Origin of the sequence: Vibrio sp. 1F279, from assembly GCF_041439815.1 — a bacterium.
In the GTDB taxonomy this organism is placed as follows: domain Bacteria; phylum Pseudomonadota; class Gammaproteobacteria; order Enterobacterales; family Vibrionaceae; genus Vibrio; species Vibrio tasmaniensis_A.
In genome coordinates, this window is record NZ_JBGOOU010000005.1 from 161,774 (window position 1) to 182,026 (window position 20,253).

16 protein-coding genes are annotated in these 20,253 nt (G+C 44.3%); 11 read left to right on the forward strand and 5 right to left on the reverse strand.

Annotation, left to right across the window (positions count from 1 at the left end):
- Nucleotides 1-291: 291 nt before the first annotated feature.
- The 6 genes from ACED60_RS06155 (at nt 292) to ACED60_RS06180 (ending at nt 9,074) form a co-directional block, all read left to right on the forward strand.
- The gene (locus ACED60_RS06155; protein ID WP_371727148.1) at nt 292-2,403 is read left to right on the forward strand and encodes an LruC domain-containing protein; all 2,112 of its coding nucleotides are present in this window, start codon (nt 292-294) and stop codon (nt 2,401-2,403) included.
- A 12-nt stretch (nt 2,404-2,415) separates the two neighbouring features.
- Nucleotides 2,416-2,949, forward strand: a complete 534-nt coding sequence (locus ACED60_RS06160) for a hypothetical protein (RefSeq protein WP_371727149.1) — start codon at nt 2,416-2,418, stop codon at nt 2,947-2,949.
- 226 nt (nt 2,950-3,175) lie between these two features.
- On the forward strand, nt 3,176-4,939 hold the full coding sequence (locus tag ACED60_RS06165) for an ABC transporter ATP-binding protein (RefSeq protein ID WP_371727150.1): 1,764 nt from the start codon (nt 3,176-3,178) through the stop codon (nt 4,937-4,939).
- Nucleotides 4,933-6,711: an ABC transporter ATP-binding protein gene (locus ACED60_RS06170; protein ID WP_371727151.1), complete on the forward strand. Its 1,779-nt coding sequence runs from the start codon at nt 4,933-4,935 to the stop codon at nt 6,709-6,711. The genes ACED60_RS06165 and ACED60_RS06170 overlap by 7 nt, the downstream gene beginning before the upstream one ends.
- Nucleotides 6,712-6,830: 119 nt before the next feature.
- Nucleotides 6,831-7,670, forward strand: a complete 840-nt coding sequence (locus ACED60_RS06175) for a tetratricopeptide repeat protein (protein WP_009845608.1) — start codon at nt 6,831-6,833, stop codon at nt 7,668-7,670.
- A gap of 147 nt (nt 7,671-7,817) precedes the next feature.
- Nucleotides 7,818-9,074 (forward strand): peptidoglycan DD-metalloendopeptidase family protein, encoded by a 1,257-nt coding sequence (locus ACED60_RS06180; RefSeq protein ID WP_371727152.1) that lies wholly within the window; start codon nt 7,818-7,820, stop codon nt 9,072-9,074.
- A 100-nt stretch (nt 9,075-9,174) separates the two neighbouring features.
- On the opposite strand, the gene ACED60_RS06185 is transcribed toward ACED60_RS06180, so the two are convergent.
- Together ACED60_RS06185 and ACED60_RS06190 are read right to left on the reverse strand one after the other, a co-directional pair.
- On the reverse strand, nt 9,175-9,495 hold the full coding sequence (locus ACED60_RS06185; protein WP_004730185.1) for a heavy metal-binding domain-containing protein: 321 nt from the start codon (nt 9,493-9,495) through the stop codon (nt 9,175-9,177).
- Between the two features lie 72 nt (nt 9,496-9,567).
- Nucleotides 9,568-10,482, reverse strand: a complete 915-nt coding sequence (locus tag ACED60_RS06190; protein ID WP_371727153.1) for a LysR substrate-binding domain-containing protein — start codon at nt 10,480-10,482, stop codon at nt 9,568-9,570.
- Nucleotides 10,483-10,573: 91 nt separating this feature from the next.
- Here ACED60_RS06190 and ACED60_RS06195 point away from each other — a divergent pair, with 91 nt between their 5' ends.
- Nucleotides 10,574-11,593: a DMT family transporter gene (locus ACED60_RS06195; RefSeq protein ID WP_371727154.1), complete on the forward strand. Its 1,020-nt coding sequence runs from the start codon at nt 10,574-10,576 to the stop codon at nt 11,591-11,593.
- Nucleotides 11,594-11,623: 30 nt separating this feature from the next.
- Here ACED60_RS06195 and ACED60_RS06200 read toward each other — a convergent pair whose 3' ends face one another.
- A complete protein-coding gene (locus ACED60_RS06200; protein ID WP_371727155.1) occupies nt 11,624-14,647 on the reverse strand; it encodes an HD domain-containing phosphohydrolase in 3,024 nt (1,007 codons plus the stop codon).
- Nucleotides 14,648-14,926: 279 nt separating this feature from the next.
- Between ACED60_RS06200 and ACED60_RS06205 the strand changes: the two genes are divergently transcribed.
- The 4 genes from ACED60_RS06205 (at nt 14,927) to ACED60_RS06220 (ending at nt 18,564) form a co-directional block, all read left to right on the forward strand.
- A complete protein-coding gene (locus ACED60_RS06205) occupies nt 14,927-15,673 on the forward strand; it encodes a phosphatase (protein ID WP_009845603.1) in 747 nt (248 codons plus the stop codon).
- 171 nt (nt 15,674-15,844) lie between these two features.
- Nucleotides 15,845-16,240 carry a cytochrome b562 gene (locus ACED60_RS06210; protein ID WP_012600383.1) on the forward strand — a complete coding sequence of 132 codons (396 nt, stop codon included), beginning with the start codon at nt 15,845-15,847 and terminating at the stop codon, nt 16,238-16,240.
- Nucleotides 16,241-16,566: 326 nt separating this feature from the next.
- Nucleotides 16,567-16,917: a hypothetical protein gene (locus tag ACED60_RS06215; RefSeq protein WP_371727156.1), complete on the forward strand. Its 351-nt coding sequence runs from the start codon at nt 16,567-16,569 to the stop codon at nt 16,915-16,917.
- A 111-nt stretch (nt 16,918-17,028) separates the two neighbouring features.
- Nucleotides 17,029-18,564 (forward strand): PepSY-associated TM helix domain-containing protein, encoded by a 1,536-nt coding sequence (locus tag ACED60_RS06220; RefSeq protein ID WP_371727157.1) that lies wholly within the window; start codon nt 17,029-17,031, stop codon nt 18,562-18,564.
- 96 nt (nt 18,565-18,660) lie between these two features.
- Here the strand turns inward: ACED60_RS06220 and ACED60_RS06225 are convergent, their stop codons facing one another.
- Together ACED60_RS06225 and ACED60_RS06230 are read right to left on the reverse strand one after the other, a co-directional pair.
- Nucleotides 18,661-19,044 carry a VOC family protein gene (locus ACED60_RS06225; RefSeq protein WP_371727158.1) on the reverse strand — a complete coding sequence of 128 codons (384 nt, stop codon included), beginning with the start codon at nt 19,042-19,044 and terminating at the stop codon, nt 18,661-18,663.
- Nucleotides 19,044-19,976, reverse strand: coding sequence for a LysR family transcriptional regulator (locus tag ACED60_RS06230; RefSeq protein ID WP_004730200.1), 933 nt, complete (start codon nt 19,974-19,976; stop codon nt 19,044-19,046). The genes ACED60_RS06225 and ACED60_RS06230 overlap by 1 nt, the downstream gene beginning before the upstream one ends.
- Between the last annotated feature and the right edge of the window lie 277 nt (nt 19,977-20,253).

Below are 20,253 nucleotides of genomic sequence, written 5' to 3' on the forward strand. Positions count from 1 at the left end.
ATCAAATTGATTCTTATTTTGAAGAAAAGACCGTTTCATTCTGACTGTAATTTTAATTTAGAAAAATAAGTCTTATTTTTCAATGTTATACGGTGGTTTTAAAACGATCGGAAACTTGGCTTCTCTTTTGCTTCTTTGTATTAAGCAGCTCGCTTTATCGGCATCAACATAATCAACAAAGATGCGAATAGTTTGTTTCAGAGTTAACTGAGACGCTTCTTTAACTTGCCGTTCAGAGTTCACACACTTTTCAAGGAAATCGCTCATGCGAAGAAGAAGTCGAGGTTTACTATGAAATACAAGCAAGTTATTTATCTTATGACGGCAGTTGCCAGTGTCCCTGTCTATGCAACGACGGTAGATCTGGACTTTTCAAATCATGTAGAGGCGACGAACGGCAGCAGTTCCTGGGCTGGGCCAACCTATGATGGATCTTCGATGCACTTCCTCAACGTTGGTACACATGATGGAAAAACAATAGATGCCAAAGTGTCTAGTAGTGTGTTCGGTGATGCGACATTTTTGTTTCATGCTCCTAACTACAAAGTTGGTGCAACACAACCCTCAGGAGATATTGGTTTTCTCTATCAAACTAACTCTGCGGGCTCTGCAGGTCTAACCTATACCTTTGAATTTTATGATGGTACGGATGGACTCTCAGGTACGTTCTCAGTGCCTTATACACTTCCCGAATTTGACATGATTGGCTATGACATTGATGGCGAACCCGTGCAGTCGGAGCAAGTAAGAGTGTTTAAAAGTGAAGGTTTCTACAGTTATCAACTTGGTAGTGCTAGCGCGAGTTTGACGGCGGAAGAGAGTGCCGATGGAACGTCGGTTCTATTCACCGGGCCAGGTACGAACTATTCGGAAACCGACACTTCCGGTGCTGTAAAATTCACCTACAAGAATACCTCGATTGTAACTCTACAATTTGAAACGGTTACGAGCAGTAGCAGTAGTTTCCCCAACCCGATTTTCTCGGCATTTGACGGTAACTGGGACTTATCTGGATTTACTACGCCAATAGAAAGTTCAGATGAATCTGATTTTGGTGACGCTCCTGATAGTTATGGAACGTTGCAGGCGAGTAACGGTGCTGAGCATGCGATATCTTCCACACTGTACTTAGGTGCTAGTGTTGATGCCGATACAGATGGCCAACCTGGTGCATCATCCAACGGCGATGATTTGGATGTTGGCGGAAATGATGATGACGGAATTGCACTGTTGACGAATCTTGAAGTCGGCTTAGACAGTTTAATTAATGTCAACGTTGTGGGGAGTGGTTATCTGCAAGCTTGGGCTGACTGGGATATGAATGGATCTTTTGAGGATGACGAGCAGATATTAAAAAATCATTCTGTTGTAGATGGAAGCCAAGTCGTCCCAATTCGAGTGGGTGATGATGCTGTCGTTGGGAGCGTACAAACTCGATTCCGTTTAGCGAGTAGCCCTAACATTCCGAGTGACGGTTATGTTGGTGATGGTGAAGTTGAGGACTACGTGTTTAACGTTACGGATCCTGGCACAACGGTTCAACATTCGAATTACTATACTGCGGCCTTCGAAGATAATTGGCCAGAAGTTGGTGACTTCGACTTAAATGACGTTGTGGTTTACTACCGTACCACCATTTTAAGTAAAGAGGACGCAGTGCTTCGAATGGATATTACGGGAACCATAATGGCCTACGGTGCTTCTTATGGTAATGGACTGGGATGGAAGCTTGATGGCTTCGATGAGTCAGATGTCGATCTTCAAACGGCTCGAGTGCAAAAGAATGGCGCGACTCGGGTAAATATTTCGCCGTTTACGGGGGAAGACAAAAGTGTTGCATCGCCAGGGGGAGACCTCGTTGTTGTCGCGTCGTTGAACCTAAAAAATGATCTGCCGATTAACGGTGAGTGTATGTTCCACCGTACTAATCCTTCTTGTAGTCCGACTTTAGAAGCTGACCAAATGACGTTCAGTATTTCTCTGCCGTTTGCTTCTGGAAGCGAGCCCACAGCGAGTTCACTGATGCCATTAAGTGGCTTCGACCCATTCATCTTTGGTGCGGGCGCGGGTTATTACCATGGTGACAGTTTCTCTACATCGCCGGGGAAAGACTTAGAAATCCATACTGCGGACTTCCCACCAACGTCGCGTGGCACGTTAGTGAGTGATTTCTATGGTATTGCACAAGATGATTCAGACCCGTCTAGTGATAAATACTACCGAACGACACAAAACATGCCTTGGGGTATCTTAATTTCATCACCTTGGAATCATCCATCAGAATACATTGATGTTAGTGAGGTGTCCCCCGAGTTTGCTGAGTGGGCTACATCAGGCGGTGCTTCAAAACCAACGTGGTACCAAAACCCTAACGCCAACAAAACTTGGTCAACGGAAGATTAATCAGGAGGATTTATGAAAACAATCAAACTAATTTTGAGTGGTGTAGGCTTTGTATTCCTTTCAGCTTGTGGCGGCGGAGGTGGAGGTGATAGTACCGCTTCATCTCCAAGTACTGTCGCTCCTCCGAGCAATACTACGGCTCCGGTCTCCGTCACTCCTCCGAGTAATTCGACCGTTGGTAGCAATAACGTGGTGACACCTGCTCCAGTAGTGATACCGCAGTCTATTAAATCATCTGAGTTATCTATACCGGAAGGTTTTGATTTTTCTACGGAGAGAGAAGTGTCTGTAAACGTTGACGTAGCAAGCTCGCAAAGTTCTCGAGGTTTTATGAGTATTTATACAGAGTTCAATGGTGATGTTGTCGATTACACCTCACAAGTGCTGAGGAGCCCAATCAATCAAGATATTGAGTTCTCTGCAACTCTCCTTTTACCCAATCATGTAGATAAAGTATGGGTTGAAGTCTGGTATCCGTCGGCAATGGGAAGTGAAGTGAAACTCCTTGTAAATATTGAGGACGATAATGTAGACGTGATTCTTTAATCTTTATCTTCTACCAAACAACGTTACCGCTATTTAGGCGGTAACGTTGTTTTAGGCGCTTTTGTTGTGAATTTTTCTAACATCGAGACCTGAGATAACCTGTATAAAATGAATGGAGTGATATTATCAATCCGGTGTTTTAGGTGTATCTTTACTTAAGTGACGCTCGTTTCTAGCTTTACGAAATCACCAAAACTCGGTGAGCCTGCCCTAAACAAAGAAGACTATGAATAAAAGACAGTTTGTTGCCCATTATTTGCGCATGAATCGCACCTCGTACTTACTGGCGATTGTGTTCATTTTTCTCGTTAACTGGTTACAGGTAGAGATACCTCGTTATATCCAACTTGCCATCGATCTTATTGAGGATGCTTCAACAACGGGCCATCAGCAGCTTCAAACCTATGTTTGGATCGTGGTCGGCATGTCGGTTGCCATGGTGGTGGTGAGAATTCTGTCTCGTATCTATGCGCTTAATCCGGGGCGAATTACAGAAGCAGCACTAAAGAGTACACTTCTACAAAAGCTGAATCGCTTACCGAGCAGCTTTCATGAACGTTTTGCATCTGGTCGGCTAATTTCAATCATGAATAATGACCTTAGCGGCATCCGACTGATGTTTGGTGTGGGGTTTCTTCAGTTCTTCAATGCGTTACTCGCGTTATCGCTGACACCTCTTTATATGTGGCGTATATCGCCAGAACTCACACTGTATTCGATTATTCCTATCTCAATCGCTTTTGTGATTTTTCGGGTGGGCTTCAAGCGTATGAAAACGCTGCATTTAGAGCACATGAAACGTCTGCAAAACCTGTCTGCTCAGCTAATGAGTTACCTGTCTGGGATTGATTTGATTAAGAGCCAGCAGATGTCACCTTGGGTGAAAGCTGAAACTGAAAAGCTGAATCAGTTATTACTTGAATGCCGCCTTAAAATTACACGTATTCAAGTCTTCTTTATGCCAGTACTCGACTACGCCAATGACCTGATGAAAATCATCATTCTTGGGCTCGGTGGCTACATGTTAATGAGACAAGAGCTAACCCTCGGTGAGATTACTGCCTTTCTGACTTACTCGGTTTTGCTCGCTATGCCATTGATGCAGCTTGGCAGAATCGCGACCATTTATCAGCGTGGCATGGTGGGTATTCAAAGTGTACAAACCATTCTTAATGCCAAAGTTCCAGACCTTGATGAAGATAAGCTCACTGAGTTAGATGTTGAATCTCTGAAGGGAAAAACGTTTTCTATTCGCAACCTCAGCTTCAGCTATTCAGGTGAAGAGCGTCTGATTCTCGATGACATCAGCTTTGACATTCCAGCAGGTAAGAAAGTGGGTGTGCTAGGCGGAATCGGAGCGGGTAAAACGACATTAGTGAATTGCTTGAACCATCACTTGGATGTACCAGAAGGTTCGGTTTTTCTTGGCGAAAGAGATGTCACTAGCTTCTCGCGCAGTGATTTGCGCCGTTACGTGAAAACCGTGACGCAAGACCCTTATCTGTTTTCTGCAACCGTCGAAGACAATATCCGCTTCGGTAGCTTAGATACTGACTTGGCAAAGAGTCAGGTTGATGAGGTTTTAGAACTGAGTCAGTTAGCCAATGACGTTACACGTTTTGAGCATGGCGACCAAACCTTAGTCGGTGAGAAAGGGATCATGTTGTCGGGTGGTCAGAAACAGCGCTTGAGCATTGCGCGATCTTTATTGCAACCCACCGACCTGATCATCATGGACAACGTTCTATCGGCTGTCGACTATGAAACAGAACGTAAGATTTTAGAGGGCTTGTTTAAGCGCTTGGAAAATCAATCGGTACTTGTGGTTTCACACCGTGTTAATGCCCTTGAATATATGGATGAAATTATCGTGTTGAACGAAGGTAAGGTGATTGCGAAGGGCGACCACGCGACGTTATTGAAAACGTGCGATTACTATTACGATACATGGCAGTTACAGCAGAATGAAACGGAGGCAGCAGCATGTTAAAAGGTGTTGATCTCAAGTACCTCAAGCACTTTTTTAAGTTTGCTAAGAAATACAAAGGCTCTGCGATTCTGGGCATCGCTATGCTTCCTCTTTCTGTCATCACGAGCTTGTTGTTCCCTTGGCTGATCATTCAAGTGATCGATGTTCACCTGAGTCATGGGGATATGGATGGTCTGCTCGAATACGTCTTCTATCTCGTTGCCGTGCTGGTGGCGAGCTATGTGGTGGATACCACCTATTCGTACAACCTGCGTAAAACCGGGCAATACACGATAACTGACATGCGCTCAGTGTTGTTTGCTCGTGTGCTCAAACTACCACGCAGCTATTTTGATAACACACCGATTGGCGTCACGCTTTCACGACTAACCAGCGACTTGGAAACCATCGGCGAGACGTTTGTTCAATCGGTTGTTGGTCTAGTGAAGGACAGTATCAATACCATTGCTCTGTTGGTGATGATGTTCTTCATTGATTGGCAATTAACGATGATTGTTTTGATCATTATGCCGCCTGTGATGTATTTGACGGTGTATGTGAGAAACCGACTTCGTGAACTGTACAAGGTGACTCGTTCTTCGCTCGCTCGTGGTATTGGCTTTTTACAAGAAGTCTTATTTGGTATGAAAACCGTTCAGATGTACCGAGCGGAAGATCAAGTAGAACAGCGTTACCAAGGCTATACCGATGAGTTTTTAAGAGCGCAGAAAAAGATAAATAAATACGATGCGATTTTGTTCTCGTTTATCTCTGGCATCACCTCTATCACCATCGCAATTATGATCTGGTATGGCTCTGAGCAAGTGATAGAAGGGGCACTCACGTTGGGTGTGCTAATTGCGTTCATCAACACCTTAGAGAAAGTGTTTGTTCCGATCCGTGACTTTACTTCGCAGATTGCTTCGATTCAGAGTTCATTTGCAGCGTTTGACCATATTGAAGAGCTGTTTGTTGAGCCGACTGAAGAAGAAGGGCGCAACCTGTTGCTATCGAGCAAGGTTGAAAAACAGCTCGAACAGTTTGTGAGCCTAGAGTTTAAGAACGTGAGCTTCCGTTACAAAGACGACTCTCCTTATGTTCTAAATAATGTATCGTTTTTATTGGAGAAAGGGCATCAAATCGCGCTTGTAGGTTCGACGGGGTCAGGTAAGTCGACGGTTCTGCGTCTAATCTCTAAAACCTACCAAGACTATGAAGGCAGCATTTTGTTGAATGGATTAGAGCTGTCTCAGATCTCAAGCGAAGACTCTGCTCATTTGTTCTCAATGATGATGCAAGACGTGCACTTATTTGAAGAGACCATCCAATTCAATATCGCGCTGGGTAAAACGCATCTATCTAGAACTGAGGTTGAACAGGCTGCGCGCTATGTTTATGCCGATAAGTTTATTGAACAATTGCCACAAGGTTATGACTTCCACTTGGAAAAGAACGGATCCAACTTGTCTGTAGGGCAAACGCAGCTTATCTCGTTCGCTAGAGCGGTTGCACAGGGTGGTCAATTGATGATGCTTGATGAGGCGACCAGTTCGGTAGATTCAATCACCGAAGACCTAATTCAAAAAGCAATGCAGCGCCTTTTCAAGGAAAAAACCGTGATTGCGATTGCACACCGTTTGAGTACCGTTCGTCACTCAGATACGATTTTGGTGTTGGAAAAGGGTGAAATTGTTGAGCAAGGTAATCATCGACAGCTAATAGCACACAATGGAATTTATGCAGGATTGTTGGAAGAGTCCGTGGTTGGAGGAATCGATTGTAGAAGTGAGTGACTATCGAGCTATAAATAACTATTAACTAATACGAATAAGCCAAACTTGTCGACTTCCTAGCTTGTATGACTATTACAAGATACAGTTAGCCTAAAGATGAAACATATAAGGAATGTATAATGCTTCGAATCTTATTGATTGCAGTTATCTCGGTGTTCAGCACGATGAGTTTTGCAAGCGAAGAGGTTGAGTACTCAGAATTGGACTATTTAGATCGACCGTTGATGGAACGCTATATCTTGGATGAATTGAAGCAGCTAAGAATGGACCAACAAGATCTTGAAAGACGTTTGACTATTCAGATGACCGACCGTGAGCTCGCTGTGGCGGACAAATCGCTGAATTACGCCAACGTGACTGTAACCTATTTTTTCTACATTATTGCGGGTGTCGCTTCACTTATCGCATTAGTTGGGTGGCAATCGCTTAAAGAACTCAAGCACACAACCAAAGAGATGGCTGACCAGCGATTGAATTCTATCGCTCAAGAGTACGAGAAGAAGTTTAACGTTCTTGAAAGGGATCTAAAGCGTAAGACTCGAATTATCTCAGAGAACAACCGAGAAATTGAAATCATCAATGAAATACACAACTTATGGTTGAGAGCGCAAAATGCTCAAACCGCCGAGCAAAAAATTGAAATTTACGATGAGATCTTAAAAGTCCGCCCTGGTGATTTAGAGGCGCTCACTTATAAAGCTGATGCCGCAATGGACATGCAGGAATACCATTGGGCAATGAGCTTATGTAACCGTGTATTGGAAGTGGATGATCAAAATGCTCACGCCTTGTACCAACGAGCTTGTTCGTATGCAAGATTAGGTGCTGAAGGTCAGGCAATCGACGACTTAGAGCGCTCTATCGAAGCCAGTGGCTCAATGCGAGAGTTGCTAGCTGAAGAGCCAGATTTTGAGATGCTACGCGGCTTAGATCGTTTTGAAGCGCTTTGTGAAGAGTAATTATTTAATGGCATGGTGAGCTTCGTACGCTTACTATGCTTTTAATCATTTTTACGGAACGGTTTCTTACATTTCGCTTATTTTATTGAATTAATTGTTATGTTATAACATTTGAAAGATTCATTGTAATAACCGTTAAGTATTTTTATGAAGTTCCTCCGTACTGGCCTGATTGTTACTGCTATCAGCGCATTTTCACTTGCTTTATATCTTTCTATTTCTCCTGAACCACCAGAAGACATCGCTATCAAAATAACACCTTACCAAGGTGCGGTTTCGGCGGATGAGAAGCCATCGAATTCAAACGTTGAGCCAAGTTCTCTGGTAAGAGTTCATTATTTTGTCAAAGTTGGGGATACACTCAGTAATGTATTTACCTCTTGGAAACTCCCTTACGGAACGGCTCAAAAGATACTTGAGGCCGATCTAGAATCACTGAAACTGGACACGATCAAGCCTGGTGATCATCTAGAGTTGTTGTTGGATAGTGACTCTAAGCAGCTAGTCGAATTGATTTACCATGAGAGCTTGGTTGAACAAGCTGTCTATACAGAAAATGATGACGGTAGTTTTAGTTATCAGTTCATCGAGACTCCTGGGGAATGGAAAGAAAAGCTGTACGCAGGTGCGGTGCAGGGTAGTTTTTCCACTTCAGCTTACAAGGCCGGTTTAACCAGTGCCCAGATAGCCAATATCACTCGAACGCTGAAAGATAAAATTAACTTCTCCAAAGATCTCAGAGCTGGCGACAGCTTTAATGTTTTGGTTAAAGAGCAATACACGGAAGGTCACTTAACGGGTAAGACTGAAGTGCAAGGGGTTTCTATCAAGCTACGAAATAGGGAAGTGGCGGCTTTTTTTGCTGCGGATGGACGTTTCTATGACCGAGAAGGAAATAGCCTTGAACAAGCTTTCAATCGATACCCAATAGACAAACAATTCCGAAGAATCACTTCATCATTCAACCCATTCCGAAAGCATCCTGTGACTGGACGTATATCACCACATAATGGCACTGATTTCGCCACACCTGTGGGTTCACCCGTTTATTCAACGGGAGACGGTAGGGTTGTGGCACTTCGTGACCATCCATACGCAGGGAAATACATAGTGATAGAACATAACAGTGTTTACAAAACTCGTTATCTGCATTTGAGTCGATTCTTGGTTAAGAAAGGGCAACAGATTAAGCGTGGGCAGGAAATTGCGTTGTCGGGTGCAACAGGCCGTTTAACAGGGCCTCACTTACATTTTGAAGTGTTGGTACGTGGAAGGGCGGTCGACGCGATGAAGGCTGACCTGCCTTTGGCAAGCTCTATATTACCGAAAGACAAGGGGGCGTTCCTCGCTCGAATTGCCTCTTTTGATGAGATCATCTCTGAGCAAGAAGGCAGAACGAGTTAAATTCACTTCAGCCACGGCTTATCCTTATTCCAACCTTCTGGTGATAAACAAACCGAACGTTGGAATAAGCATTTATTGAATCACATGATTTCAGATTCGATTAAGCGACGACAACCGCTGTGCCGCTGGCTGATACCATCAACATGCCATTACCTGTTCCTAAGACTTCATAATCGATATCGACACCAACCACTGCGTTTGCACCCGCTTCAATCGCTTTCTGCTCCAGCTCTTTGAATGCGTAGTTACGTGCTTTCTCCAGTTCCTTTTCATAGGTGCCAGAACGTCCACCGACGAAGTCGCGAATACCTGAAAACATATCCTTGAATACGTTAACCCCTAGGATGGCTTCTCCGGCGATAACCCCTTTGTAGTCGACAATGCGTTTGCCTTCAACAGATTGAGTGGTGGTAATAATCATAATGGCCTCTGTAAGTTAGATGGTTGGTTACTAGATGAGTTGTTACTAGTTGGTTGGTTACTAGGTGACTGGCTACTTGCTGAGTTTTGTCTCTGAGCGAGTGAATTCATGCCTCAACCATGTTCTCAGTTTTAGCACACTTTCTTGTTTTAATTTGTTTTTTGGGCAAACAAAATAGAAATCTTGGTGTGGGTTCGCGACGGGTTCGCCCAGCTCTACTAGCATCCCATGGCTGATGTCATCTTTCACAAACAAGCGATGCGTTACCAACACACCTAATGAACGAATTGCAGCTTGCACGGCTTGAATCGAGACATCGAACGTCAAGTTACTGTGGAACGTCGGCATGGGTATTTGGTAATGATCACACCACACCTGCCAGTCATGCTGTCGCCTTGGGTTAAAGGCACCAATGGTTGGGTTTTGTTTCACAAGTTGTTCAACGCTTAACCCCATTTGGTTTTTCAATAGAGCAGGGCTGCACACCAAGACCAGGTCATCGTCGCCGAGCTTTTCGCTGTAATATTGTTCCCATTCGTTTGGCTTGCCATGTACGAGGGCAATATCGACACCTTCTTGTTCGATATCGAAAGGGCCGGTTAATGTCGAAATACGGATATCAAGTGAGGGAGCAAATGCTTGAAATTCGGGGACTCGAGGGATCCACCAGTGCATTGCGAGCGAGTTGACCATGTTGAGGGTAATGCGGTGATCGTTAGGCGTTCTGGCAAGCTCTTCGGTGGCTTCTATCACTTGCTCAAGTGCAGGCGCGACCTTTCGATAATATCGCTTACCGGCGGCATTAAGAACAACACGACGACCTACTCGCTGAAATAGCGGTTTATTAACCAGTTGCTCTAGTGATTTGATGGCTTGGCTTACCGCTGAATGACTGACGTACAACACGCGAGCGGCTTCGGTCATGCTGCCTGTTTCGGCGACAGCAATGAAAGCATAAACGGATTTAAGTGGAACGAGTTTCTTCATTGGTAAGCTTTCCTTACAGTTGTGGTTAATAATACTCGCTATTTTTCATCACGTCACGCCTCTAAAATAACTGTCATAGGAGGTGATAATTATGTCTGATATTACCAAGGCGACGGCTTTCATGTTGTTGTCGACGTTCAGTTTGTCTTTAAGTGGCTTAATGGCCAAGTATCTATCGGTATCAATGCCCGTTTCATTATTGAGTTTCGTGCGTTTTTTGTTACCCAGTCTGTTTTTATTCCTATTTTTGATGTTGTACAAAATCACGAAACCTTCACTCGGTATGTGGAAACCTTTAGTGATGCGTGCGATTTTTATGGTGGCATGCCAGTGGTGTTTCCTAACGTCTTTGCAAACCCTAACGCTGGTTGAAGGTGTGGTGTTGTTCAGCACTGGCCCTCTGTTCATTCCTTTGTTAGAAAAATTAATGTTTGGAACCAAAATTCATACAACCACAGTGATTTGTTTAGTTGTCACCTTTGTCGGCGTAGCGATGATGGCTGGGGACTGGTCGCAGTTTGAATTTGGTTCAGAGTTCTTTAGGCCAGCGTTGTTGCTAGGGTTATTGGCGGGTGTGTTTAATTCGGGTTCACAAGTGAGTTTGTATCGAGCATCCAAGACTAGCCTGACACCCGCAGAGCTTAACGCGTGGACGTTCTTGGTCGCGGCAATCATTGTGATACCAATGGTTGTGTTTACTTCAGTATCTGCGGATCCAGATATGCTTGAGAGTGCTGCGGGCAATGGAACCTTTTCGGCTCTGCTATCTTTTGAAGGCTTACGCTGGATTGGGCTTGGCGCTTTTGGATTGGCTCTATTTACTATTAACACGCAAATCTTCCGCTCGAAAGCGTACAAGTTGGCAGACAGCGGTTCTCAGTTGGCTCCCCTAATTTTCACGAACATGCTGTTCAGTGCGTTATGGCAGAGCTTGTTCTTTGATGACGTGTTTTCATCTCAGCAGTTAATCGGCATCAATTTGATAGTCGTGGCGAGCATAACCAATACTCTATTGGCTAAAAGACACAGCAAAGCAAAAGCCAAGCAAACACCTCGATCTGCTGTGGTTGTAGCAGATGCTGCGGTTTTGGACTCTGCCGTTAAAAGCTAAACATTGAGGCTGAAGATTACAGACAAAAGCCTAGAACAATGAACGAATGTACTCTTTTACTCGGTCGATGTGTTCGTTTGGTTCAATCTCGCAACGCTGTTTAGTCTCTAGGAATCGCTCAGCGTATTTGTCATAGATTTTGTTTTCTAAAAACAGCAAATACAGTTTTGGATCGATATGACCGCTGGTGGCCATGTCGGTCATGATATTGAGTGATTCGCTTAGGAGTTTGCCTTTCTTATATGGGCGATCACTGGAGGTGAGCGCTTCGAATACATCGGCAATGGCCATCGCTCTAGACGGCAAAGGTAACTGGTCTTCGCTTAAGCCTCTCGGGTAACCCTTGCCATCGATACGTTCGTGGTGTCCGCTGGCAATGTCAGGAATGTTCTTGAGATAAGATGGATAAGGTAGCTTGTTGAGCATGGTGAAGGTTTGAATGATATGGTCGTTTATCATGAAGCGTTCTTCGTCGTTTAAGGTACCGCGACGTACTTTCAAATTGTGCAATTCACCTTGGTTGTACTTGACTTCACCAGGTTTGAGTACAAACGCTTCTTGCCACACGTTGGCTGGGTTAAAGTCATTATCCCAAGGTATTTTATGTTCGGGTTTATCGGCAAGTAGCGGCTCCATAACCGGTAGTATTTGGTCTTTTCTTGCTGGTTCAGCTTCACTCTTCTCTGTCGTGTCTTGTTGTGCATTGAATCTCTCTTTTTCAGACCAAGATAACCCTAGCTGATCGTCGAGTGTGCGTTTCCATTGGCGCTTGGCTATTCGGTCTAAGCGTTCTAGTTGTTCGTCCGTCATCGACTCTCCACCAAGATTGCATTCAGCAACGAAGGCAAATTCTTCATCCAATTCTGACAAGCTTTGTTCGAGGATCTTAAGCTGATCCTCTTGAAGCGCTCCGTTCGCTATGGCTTTCCAGTAGTCGGTTTCAGCCTGTTGTTTTAACAGTTCGAAACGCATTCGCACTTCGTGGATTCGGTCGTAAATGGTTTCAAGTTTTGTCGCTTTGTCTACGACATACTCAGGTGTGGTTACCTTGCCGCAGTCATGAAGCCAAGCGGCGAGCATTAACTCTTCCCACTGTTTACTATCCAATGAGAATTGCGGGTAATAACGATCATCATCAATGGTTGCTTGAGTCAGCCATTTGGTCAGTTCAGGCACTCGTTGGCAGTGCCCGCCCGTGTAAGGTGATTTGGTATCAATCGCTGATGCAATCAACTCGATAAAGGCGTTAAGCATGTCTTTTTGTTGCTGCATTTGGTCAATGTTATCTTTGGCTATTTCCGCAAAACTGAGCAGTTCTCGTAAGAAGGCGTGCTTGTCTGCCTGCATCTTGGTAATCGGTCTTTCATAGCCAATTGCGACGATACCCACCAACAACTTCTCACGGTTTAATAGTGGAAACAGGTACAGATCTGAATTGAAGATCGAATCTTGGTAATAGTTGAGAACATTGTCTTCTCGGTTTAAGTGGATGGTTTCTCCAGATTTAAGCTGGCACAGCAACCAAGGGGTGTGCTTGATGAAGTCATTGATGTCGGCCTTAAAGGGAAGAATGGCGAGGTTCGCGGCCGTATCAAACACATCTTTCTCTTTTGATTGAGTGAAGAGGACGATGGTTTCTGCTTTGGTAATCAAATAGCTTTGATGAGCGATATTTTTGGCTAATATCGAAAATTCCTGATTCCCGGCCGTGTCTCGAAGTAGTGTAATCAGATCATGAAGCGTGTGTTCCATCAGCTCAATCGAATGAGCGAGGTTAGCCACTTCTTGAATCATGCTTTTGGGATAATGAGTACGCCTGAAGTCAAATCGAGCGATGTTGTCGGTGAGTTGCATCAGCGTATTAAGCGGCTGAGACAGTCGATTAGCAACAAACCATACGATAGCGAAGCAGATGAACAACATCCCAATCGCGACGGCGACTTGCTTGTCACGCATCGAGATAAGATCAGAGAGCAACTCATTGTGTGGCGTAGCCTCTGCCAAATATAAAGTGACATTCTGAGTGAGCTCAACAGGCGTTAGTGTTAATGCCCAAGTGTTTAGGTTGTATTCAACGTTTTTTAGGTTGAGGTTTAATTTCTCCTCGTCGGAGATAAGTGGTGCTATGACGGATGCTTTCAATGCTTCCAACTGTTCACGTTTGGGCACATTAAAGAAGCTTTGGTCTTGCTCACTGCCAGAGAGTTTCCCCGTCGTTTGGTTATTCGTTTTCTCAGTTTTACTTGTGTTGTTAGGCTGGGAGGTAAGCTTGGGAATCGATAGATCAAGTTGATGTTGGCCGAGAAGATTGAAATGTTGATCGAACAAGGCGAGTCGGGTTTGCGGAGAGTAGGCCAATTCACTGATCTGGGAAGAGAGAGATTTCAACGTGAAGTCGGCACCAACGACATGCTTGCCATCCAATGAACGTCTAGAAAGCGTAATGCCATTGGTTTGCAAGAAATAGAACAGGTAGGGCTCAGAGAGTTGTATTGAGCCGTCAGGCTTTGCGTTACGAAACCAAGGTCGAGTCGTGGGGTTGAACTTACTCTCGGCTTGTCGGGTACTGATCACTTGGTGTGCGCCATCGAGAAAGGTAATAAAGTTTTCACCATCTAGATTGGTGCTGCTGATCATTATGGTCGCTTTCGCGGGAGCGTTGTTGTCGGCTCTCTGTTTAATGGAACTCAGAGGACGAAAGATTCGGAAATCGCCATCTTCAGAGCCATAGAACAGAGCAACTAAATTGGTATTTTGTTTGAAGATGATATCGACCAAAGCAAGCCAAGATTCTTTTTCGACGGAGGAGGTTTGATGAGCAACAAACGGGCTCACTGCCATCACGTTTAAGGTTGTGATGACTGGGGCAATAGCTTGTTTAAATACCGATTCCAGCTTATCGAGATGTTCATTACTGACTTCGCGCACGGTGCCTAAAAGCAGTTCTTGAGAGTGCCGATAACTTATCGAAATCAGTACGGTACCGACAAGAGTGGTCAAAATTAAGAAAAGGCTAGTGATGTGGATACTCAGCGGATATCGTCTTCTTCTCATCTAACACTCCAGTTTGTAGACTGGTTTAAGTATTGACGAACTTGGGTAGGTTGCAAAAAATTGGCGTAATTACCGAGTCTGTTCGATTTTATTTAGATAAGAAAAGTGTCAGCGTCTTCTGGTTAGCCACGTATTCCCGTGTCGTGTAAATGAACCAGCAATAAACCTTTATGTTTGGGTGCTAATTGTCACTTTCAGCTGATAAACTGGTCGAATTGTTGCTATTAAGCACTCATTTCTTAAGCACGTTTTTTGACCGAGCGAAGAGGGCATTGATTCATGGAACTAAAAGTAGACACCCACACCCACACATACGCAAGTGGTCATGCTTACAGCACGTTGATCGAGAATGCAAAATCGGCAAAACAAAACGGTTTAGCTATGTTTTGTACGACCGACCATTCCGAGTCTATGCCGGGCGCGCCACACTATTGGTTCTTCAGTAACCAACGTGTGCTCCCTCGTTTTATTGAAGATGTCGCTATTATTCGAGGTGTCGAGTCAAACATCATGAACACACAGGGTGAAATCGACATTCATCCGAGTGTGGATAAGAATCTAGATTGGGTGATTGCCAGCTTCCACGAGCCCGTTTTTCGCCCGTCGGATGTTGCTACTCATACAGAAGCATTGTTGAATGTGATTAAAGGCGGTCGTGTTGATGCACTTGGTCATTTAGGCAACCCAAATTTTGATTTCGATTTTGAAGTTGTGATTCAATGTGCGGCGGAACATAACGTAGCAATCGAAATTAATAACACCACGCTTAAAGGCAATAGCCGCGTTGGCAGTGTTGATCGTTGTTACGAGATCGCAAGAATTGCTAAAGCGAAAGGTGCGTTTATTACGACAGGTAGCGATGCGCATTTCTGCATAGATGTGGGTGGGTTGGATCTCGTGTCTTCACTACTTGGTGAGGTGGGCGTGGATTCGAGTAAAGTGATTACCCATTCACCACAGCAATTCCTAGCCTTTTTGGTATTACGTGGTCGTCAATCGATTGCCGAGTTTTCGGTATTTGAGTGATGGTTTGTCCGGTACTTGTCAGTAATTAGCTAGCTAGTTTGCATTTCGACACAATCAATTTTTGTGCCCGACGGATTTTTGTATACACTAGCCGAAAATAATAAAGTCGAAGTGCCACAGTACAATAATGATGGCTCTAACTTCAAAGACACCGCTTCACTTGGAGAAATAATGAAAACTCGCTCAATCCTTTTATCTGGCTTAATCGCTGCTTCAGTATTGTCTGGCAACGCATTTGCTAATGTTGACCTTAAGAAAAACATGCAAGAAATGAAGCTTGCGTTCAAACAAGCGGCAGAAGCTCAAAGCATTGAAGAGATGCAAAAGCCTATCGTTCGTTTAGATACGCTAGTGGCAGAGCTCAAAACGGGTGTTTACCCAATAGAGAAAGAAGATAACTTCATGGAAGGTTTCAAAAAGATCAGTGCATCATTGGATAGCATTGAGCAGAAGCTAGACCAAGGTGACTTAGAGTCGGCACAGCAGGAACTTCGTACTATTGACGGCCTTCGTGAAGAGTACCATGAGAAGCGTAATCCAAGCATTTGGAGCAAGATCTTCGGTTAATTTGCCAATCAATTGAGTTTGCTAGATACGTAACAAAGAGCAAAACCTCAAGATTCGATTTCTAAAACGCTGTCTTACATTACCCTCTTTAGGGGAAGGTGTAAGGCGGCGTTTTTTATTGTCGTTTCTCTAAACAGTTTACTGCTATTTTTCTAGACATTTTACTGCTAATAGACGCGTAACATTCTTTTGGCTCTTTGGTTGTAACTAGTTTTTAACTAAAAAGAGTGTGCGTTAGCTTCAATTTTTTAACTTGCTGTTAATCTTTACGTTTACCTATATTCCAAGTCCCTCATAATAAGGGAAATTTATAAAGATTTGGAATAATGCGCCGAACCTCGTTCAACTTCTCCATGTTACTTGCTACAGCATTAAGCTGGGTGCTGGTGACATTAATGCCTGTTATCAATGCTCATGGTAATAGTGCGGGAGTATGGGCGTCGTTATGTACGGTCAATGGCTTTGAACGGGTTCAAATTGAAGAAGGTGAACCTAATACTCATAAAGGAAAGCCGTGTCCCTTTAGCCATTTTTCCACGTTTCACCAAGATGAACTTCCAACTACACTACTGACAACTCGACTGAGTTCTATTGTCTCAGACAGCTACGCTTTTTTGGCTCTAAGCGAACGCTATATGAGGCAAGCCCCGCGCGGCCCTCCCTTTGTTACTGCTTAAACCTAACCCACTAAAATAATTAAAAAATAAAGTATTAAGTAAAGTTAAACATGCTCAAATTACTTTCTGATCTTTCAGAAGGTATGTTTGCGTGTGTCAAAGGAAATAATAATGTTGAGAAATGAATCTCAAACCCCTGCGAAAGCACAAGCAACTTCGCAGTCTAAAAGCAGTGCAACAACTGGTTCGAAAACCAATATAAAAAGCAAAGACCGCAATAAAACTCTCTACTTCCTCACTTGGCGCTGGCACTTCTATGCTGGGCTATTCGTTATCCCGTTTATGTTGATGTTGAGTATTACTGGCTTGGTGATGCTGTTTGATGATGAAATCGAACTCGCTTTCCATCACGAAGCCATTGAAATTGTTGCATCGGGCGAACTGATCAAGGTGTCACAACAATTAGCTGCCGTACAAAATCACTACCCACAAGGTACGGTGACACAATTTGTACCGAGTAAAACGCCTGATCTGGCCAACCGTTTTTCGGTAGCACTTGAAGACGGCTCATTGGTCTTCGCTACGGTGAATCAATATACGGGCGAAGTGGTCGGAGAGATTCCGCGTAGCGATAGCCTGTACCAACTGGCGAATGACATCCACGGCACTTTGTTGATTGGTGATTGGGGTGATTACCTGATTGAAGTCGCAATAAGCTTGTCTATTCTGTTGCTCGTCAGTGGCATTTACTTGTGGTTACCGAGAGATAACGCGAGCCGCGCTGGTTTTCTTAAGCTTCGATTTGGTTCAGGAACGCGTATTTTTATGCGTGATCTGCATGCGAATATTGGTGGTACGTTATCGCTTATTCTGTTGTTGTTTATTCTATCTGGATTGGCATGGACTGGTTTTTGGGGCGGTAAGCTTGTTCAAGCATGGAGCACTTTCCCTGCTCAAATGTGGGACGATATTCCTCTTTCAGACAAAACTCATGCATCTCTTAACCATGGCTCAGAAGAAGAGCTTCCTTGGAACTTGGAGCAAACACCACTGCCTTTGTCTCAAGATAAGCCAGCAGAACACGTTCATCATGTGGAAGAGGCGACTGAACCTCATGATCACTCTAAGATGGGTGAAGATCACTCTCAACATATGTTGTCAGCAAGCAACTTCGACATTGATGACGTTATTGAAAAAGCATACTCACTTGGCTTTACGCACTATAAAGTGAATTTCCCGCGTTCAGAAACGGGTGTTTACACGGTCACAGCCAACACTATGGGCGGTGACATCATCGATCCAACGCAGGATCGTACCACGCACCTCGACCAATACTCAGGTCGTATTCTGGGTGAGGTGACATGGCAAGATTATAACGTCATTGCCAAGACGTTAGCTGTGGGTATTTCATTGCATCAAGGTGACATCAGCATCATCAACAAGCTTCTAAATGCCTTGTTTTGCTTGGCGTTCATTGTTGTGTCTGTGACTGGTGCTGTGATGTGGTGGATGCGCAGACCTTCAGGTCAAAGAAAGCTTGGTACACCACCAAAGTTTGGTGATGCAGGGCTTTGGAAGGCAGGCTTGGTGACGGTCGTGGTTATTTCAGTACTGTTTCCACTGGCGGGTGCAACGATTGTGACTGCAATGCTATTGGATTGGTTACTGTTTTCACGCGTTGAGAAATTCAAGACGGCATTGAGTTAATTGACACTTAAACGGGCTTTCTCGACTTGAGAAGGTCCGTTTTATTAATCAGGCGAGCGCTTATTCTGGGAGGAAGGCTTTAGATTTGATAAAGCTTTAGAGCTGATACAGCTCTAGCGGCAGGCCGTCTGGGTCTGCGAAAAACGTAAATGATTTCCCCGTAAATTCATCAACTCGAATCGGTTCGACTTCAATGCCTTGTTCTTCCAAATAGCTTTTGGCATATTGAACGTCATCAACACAAAAAGCCAAATGTCTCAGCCCTTGAGCTTCCGGAAAGCTTGGTCTTTCAGGTGCCTTAGGGAAGCTGAATAATTCTATTTGAGCGCCATTAGGCAGTGCTAAGTCAAGCTTGTACGATTGGCGCGCTTCACGATAATTCTCTGCAATCACTTCAAGCTTTAAAACTTCCGTATAAAAGCGTTTAGAGACTTCGTAGTCTGAGCAAATAATGGCGGCGTGGTGTATTCCTTTCAGCATCAGTTTATTTCTCCTGCCAGCTTGTCACCCAAGTGTTCCATCGCATAATCAATGAACACACGCAATCGCGCAGGCATGTACTTGGTTTGAGCAAACTGCATCGCGATAGCGCCATGGTAATTACTCTTGATGGTCCAATCTTCCAGTACTTGCACCACAGAACCTTCAGCCAATGCATCTTGAATTACGAAGTCATGGAAAATACCCACACCAAGCCCTTCTTTAACACCTTTCAATCGCATCTGAGAGTGGTTCACAGCGTAGCGTCCGCTGACGGGGACTGTGTAAAACTCATCATCTTTAAGGAAGTCCCAAATGTGGTCTTTATCTGTTTCTGCAAGGTATAAGCAGTCGTGCTCAGACAGCTCGGTAGGGTGGTGAGGGATTCCTTTGGCATCTAAATAGTCGGGGCTCGCACATAACACGAGGTTTGTTTTTCCGAGCTCTTTCAATACCAAACTCTCGTCAGGTTTGTCGGTAAGGCGAAAGGCAATGTCGATGCCTTGGCGCAATATGTCGATGTCGCCATCGGCGGCTCTTAACTTGAGTTGAATCTCAGGGTACTGATTTAAAAATGGCACAACGAAAGGCTGTAGCACGGAGTTCAAGAAGGCTTCTGGCGCTGCTACCGTTATAGAGCCTGCAGGTTCAGTATGGTCAGAGGTAGAAAGCTCAACCGCTTGTTGCGCCGCATTAATCATGACCACGCTTTGATCGTATACCAACTGGCCTGCTTGCGTGATGATCAATGTACGAGTGGTTCGCTCGAACAGTTTTACTGAGAGTGCTTTTTCTAGACGTGTGATCAATTTACTCAACGCTGAAGGTGTCACGCCTAGCTGCTTTGCTGCGGCGGTAAAGCTACCCTCATTCACAACTAAGATAAACGAGGCGAGATCGGGAAGTAGGGCGATGAGTTTTGGGTTAATCATAAGTGTCCAGTAGGGCTAGTTGCAACGGTGAGCTTATTGACAATTGTGAGTGATCTCTTCTGATTTGTGAATCAATTTCATTAATCACTTGGCGTGATTGCTCTGACTGCTTGGCGTGTTTTGCTTTTCATCTCATTGGTTTTCATCTGTATAGCGGAGTTGCTGATGCACATTCTAAGAGAAGCGGATAATCATCACCATATCGTTCTGAGATGAAAAATAGAGATCTGATATGAAAGTGAAATTAGACACAAACGGAAGGGGATTTGACGTTAAA

What these genes read in the sequence shown, in the direction of transcription:
- ACED60_RS06170 (WP_371727151.1), top strand. Translation starts at nt 4,933, where the DNA reads ATGTTAAAAGGTGTTGATCTCAAGTACCTCAAGCACTTTTTTAAGTTT.
- ACED60_RS06205 (WP_009845603.1), top strand. Translation starts at nt 14,927, where the DNA reads ATGGAACTAAAAGTAGACACCCACACCCACACATACGCAAGTGGTCAT.
- ACED60_RS06165 (WP_371727150.1), top strand. Translation starts at nt 3,176, where the DNA reads ATGAATAAAAGACAGTTTGTTGCCCATTATTTGCGCATGAATCGCACC.
- ACED60_RS06195 (WP_371727154.1), top strand. Translation starts at nt 10,574, where the DNA reads ATGTCTGATATTACCAAGGCGACGGCTTTCATGTTGTTGTCGACGTTC.
- ACED60_RS06155 (WP_371727148.1), top strand. Translation starts at nt 292, where the DNA reads ATGAAATACAAGCAAGTTATTTATCTTATGACGGCAGTTGCCAGTGTC.
- ACED60_RS06215 (WP_371727156.1), top strand. Translation starts at nt 16,567, where the DNA reads ATGCGCCGAACCTCGTTCAACTTCTCCATGTTACTTGCTACAGCATTA.
- ACED60_RS06180 (WP_371727152.1), top strand. Translation starts at nt 7,818, where the DNA reads ATGAAGTTCCTCCGTACTGGCCTGATTGTTACTGCTATCAGCGCATTT.
- ACED60_RS06220 (WP_371727157.1), top strand. Translation starts at nt 17,029, where the DNA reads ATGTTGAGAAATGAATCTCAAACCCCTGCGAAAGCACAAGCAACTTCG.
- ACED60_RS06230 (WP_004730200.1), bottom strand. Translation starts at nt 19,976, where the DNA reads ATGATTAACCCAAAACTCATCGCCCTACTTCCCGATCTCGCCTCGTTT.
- ACED60_RS06210 (WP_012600383.1), top strand. Translation starts at nt 15,845, where the DNA reads ATGAAAACTCGCTCAATCCTTTTATCTGGCTTAATCGCTGCTTCAGTA.
- ACED60_RS06185 (WP_004730185.1), bottom strand. Translation starts at nt 9,495, where the DNA reads ATGATTATTACCACCACTCAATCTGTTGAAGGCAAACGCATTGTCGAC.
- ACED60_RS06200 (WP_371727155.1), bottom strand. Translation starts at nt 14,647, where the DNA reads ATGAGAAGAAGACGATATCCGCTGAGTATCCACATCACTAGCCTTTTC.
- ACED60_RS06160 (WP_371727149.1), top strand. Translation starts at nt 2,416, where the DNA reads ATGAAAACAATCAAACTAATTTTGAGTGGTGTAGGCTTTGTATTCCTT.
- ACED60_RS06175 (WP_009845608.1), top strand. Translation starts at nt 6,831, where the DNA reads ATGCTTCGAATCTTATTGATTGCAGTTATCTCGGTGTTCAGCACGATG.
- ACED60_RS06225 (WP_371727158.1), bottom strand. Translation starts at nt 19,044, where the DNA reads ATGCTGAAAGGAATACACCACGCCGCCATTATTTGCTCAGACTACGAA.
- ACED60_RS06190 (WP_371727153.1), bottom strand. Translation starts at nt 10,482, where the DNA reads ATGAAGAAACTCGTTCCACTTAAATCCGTTTATGCTTTCATTGCTGTC.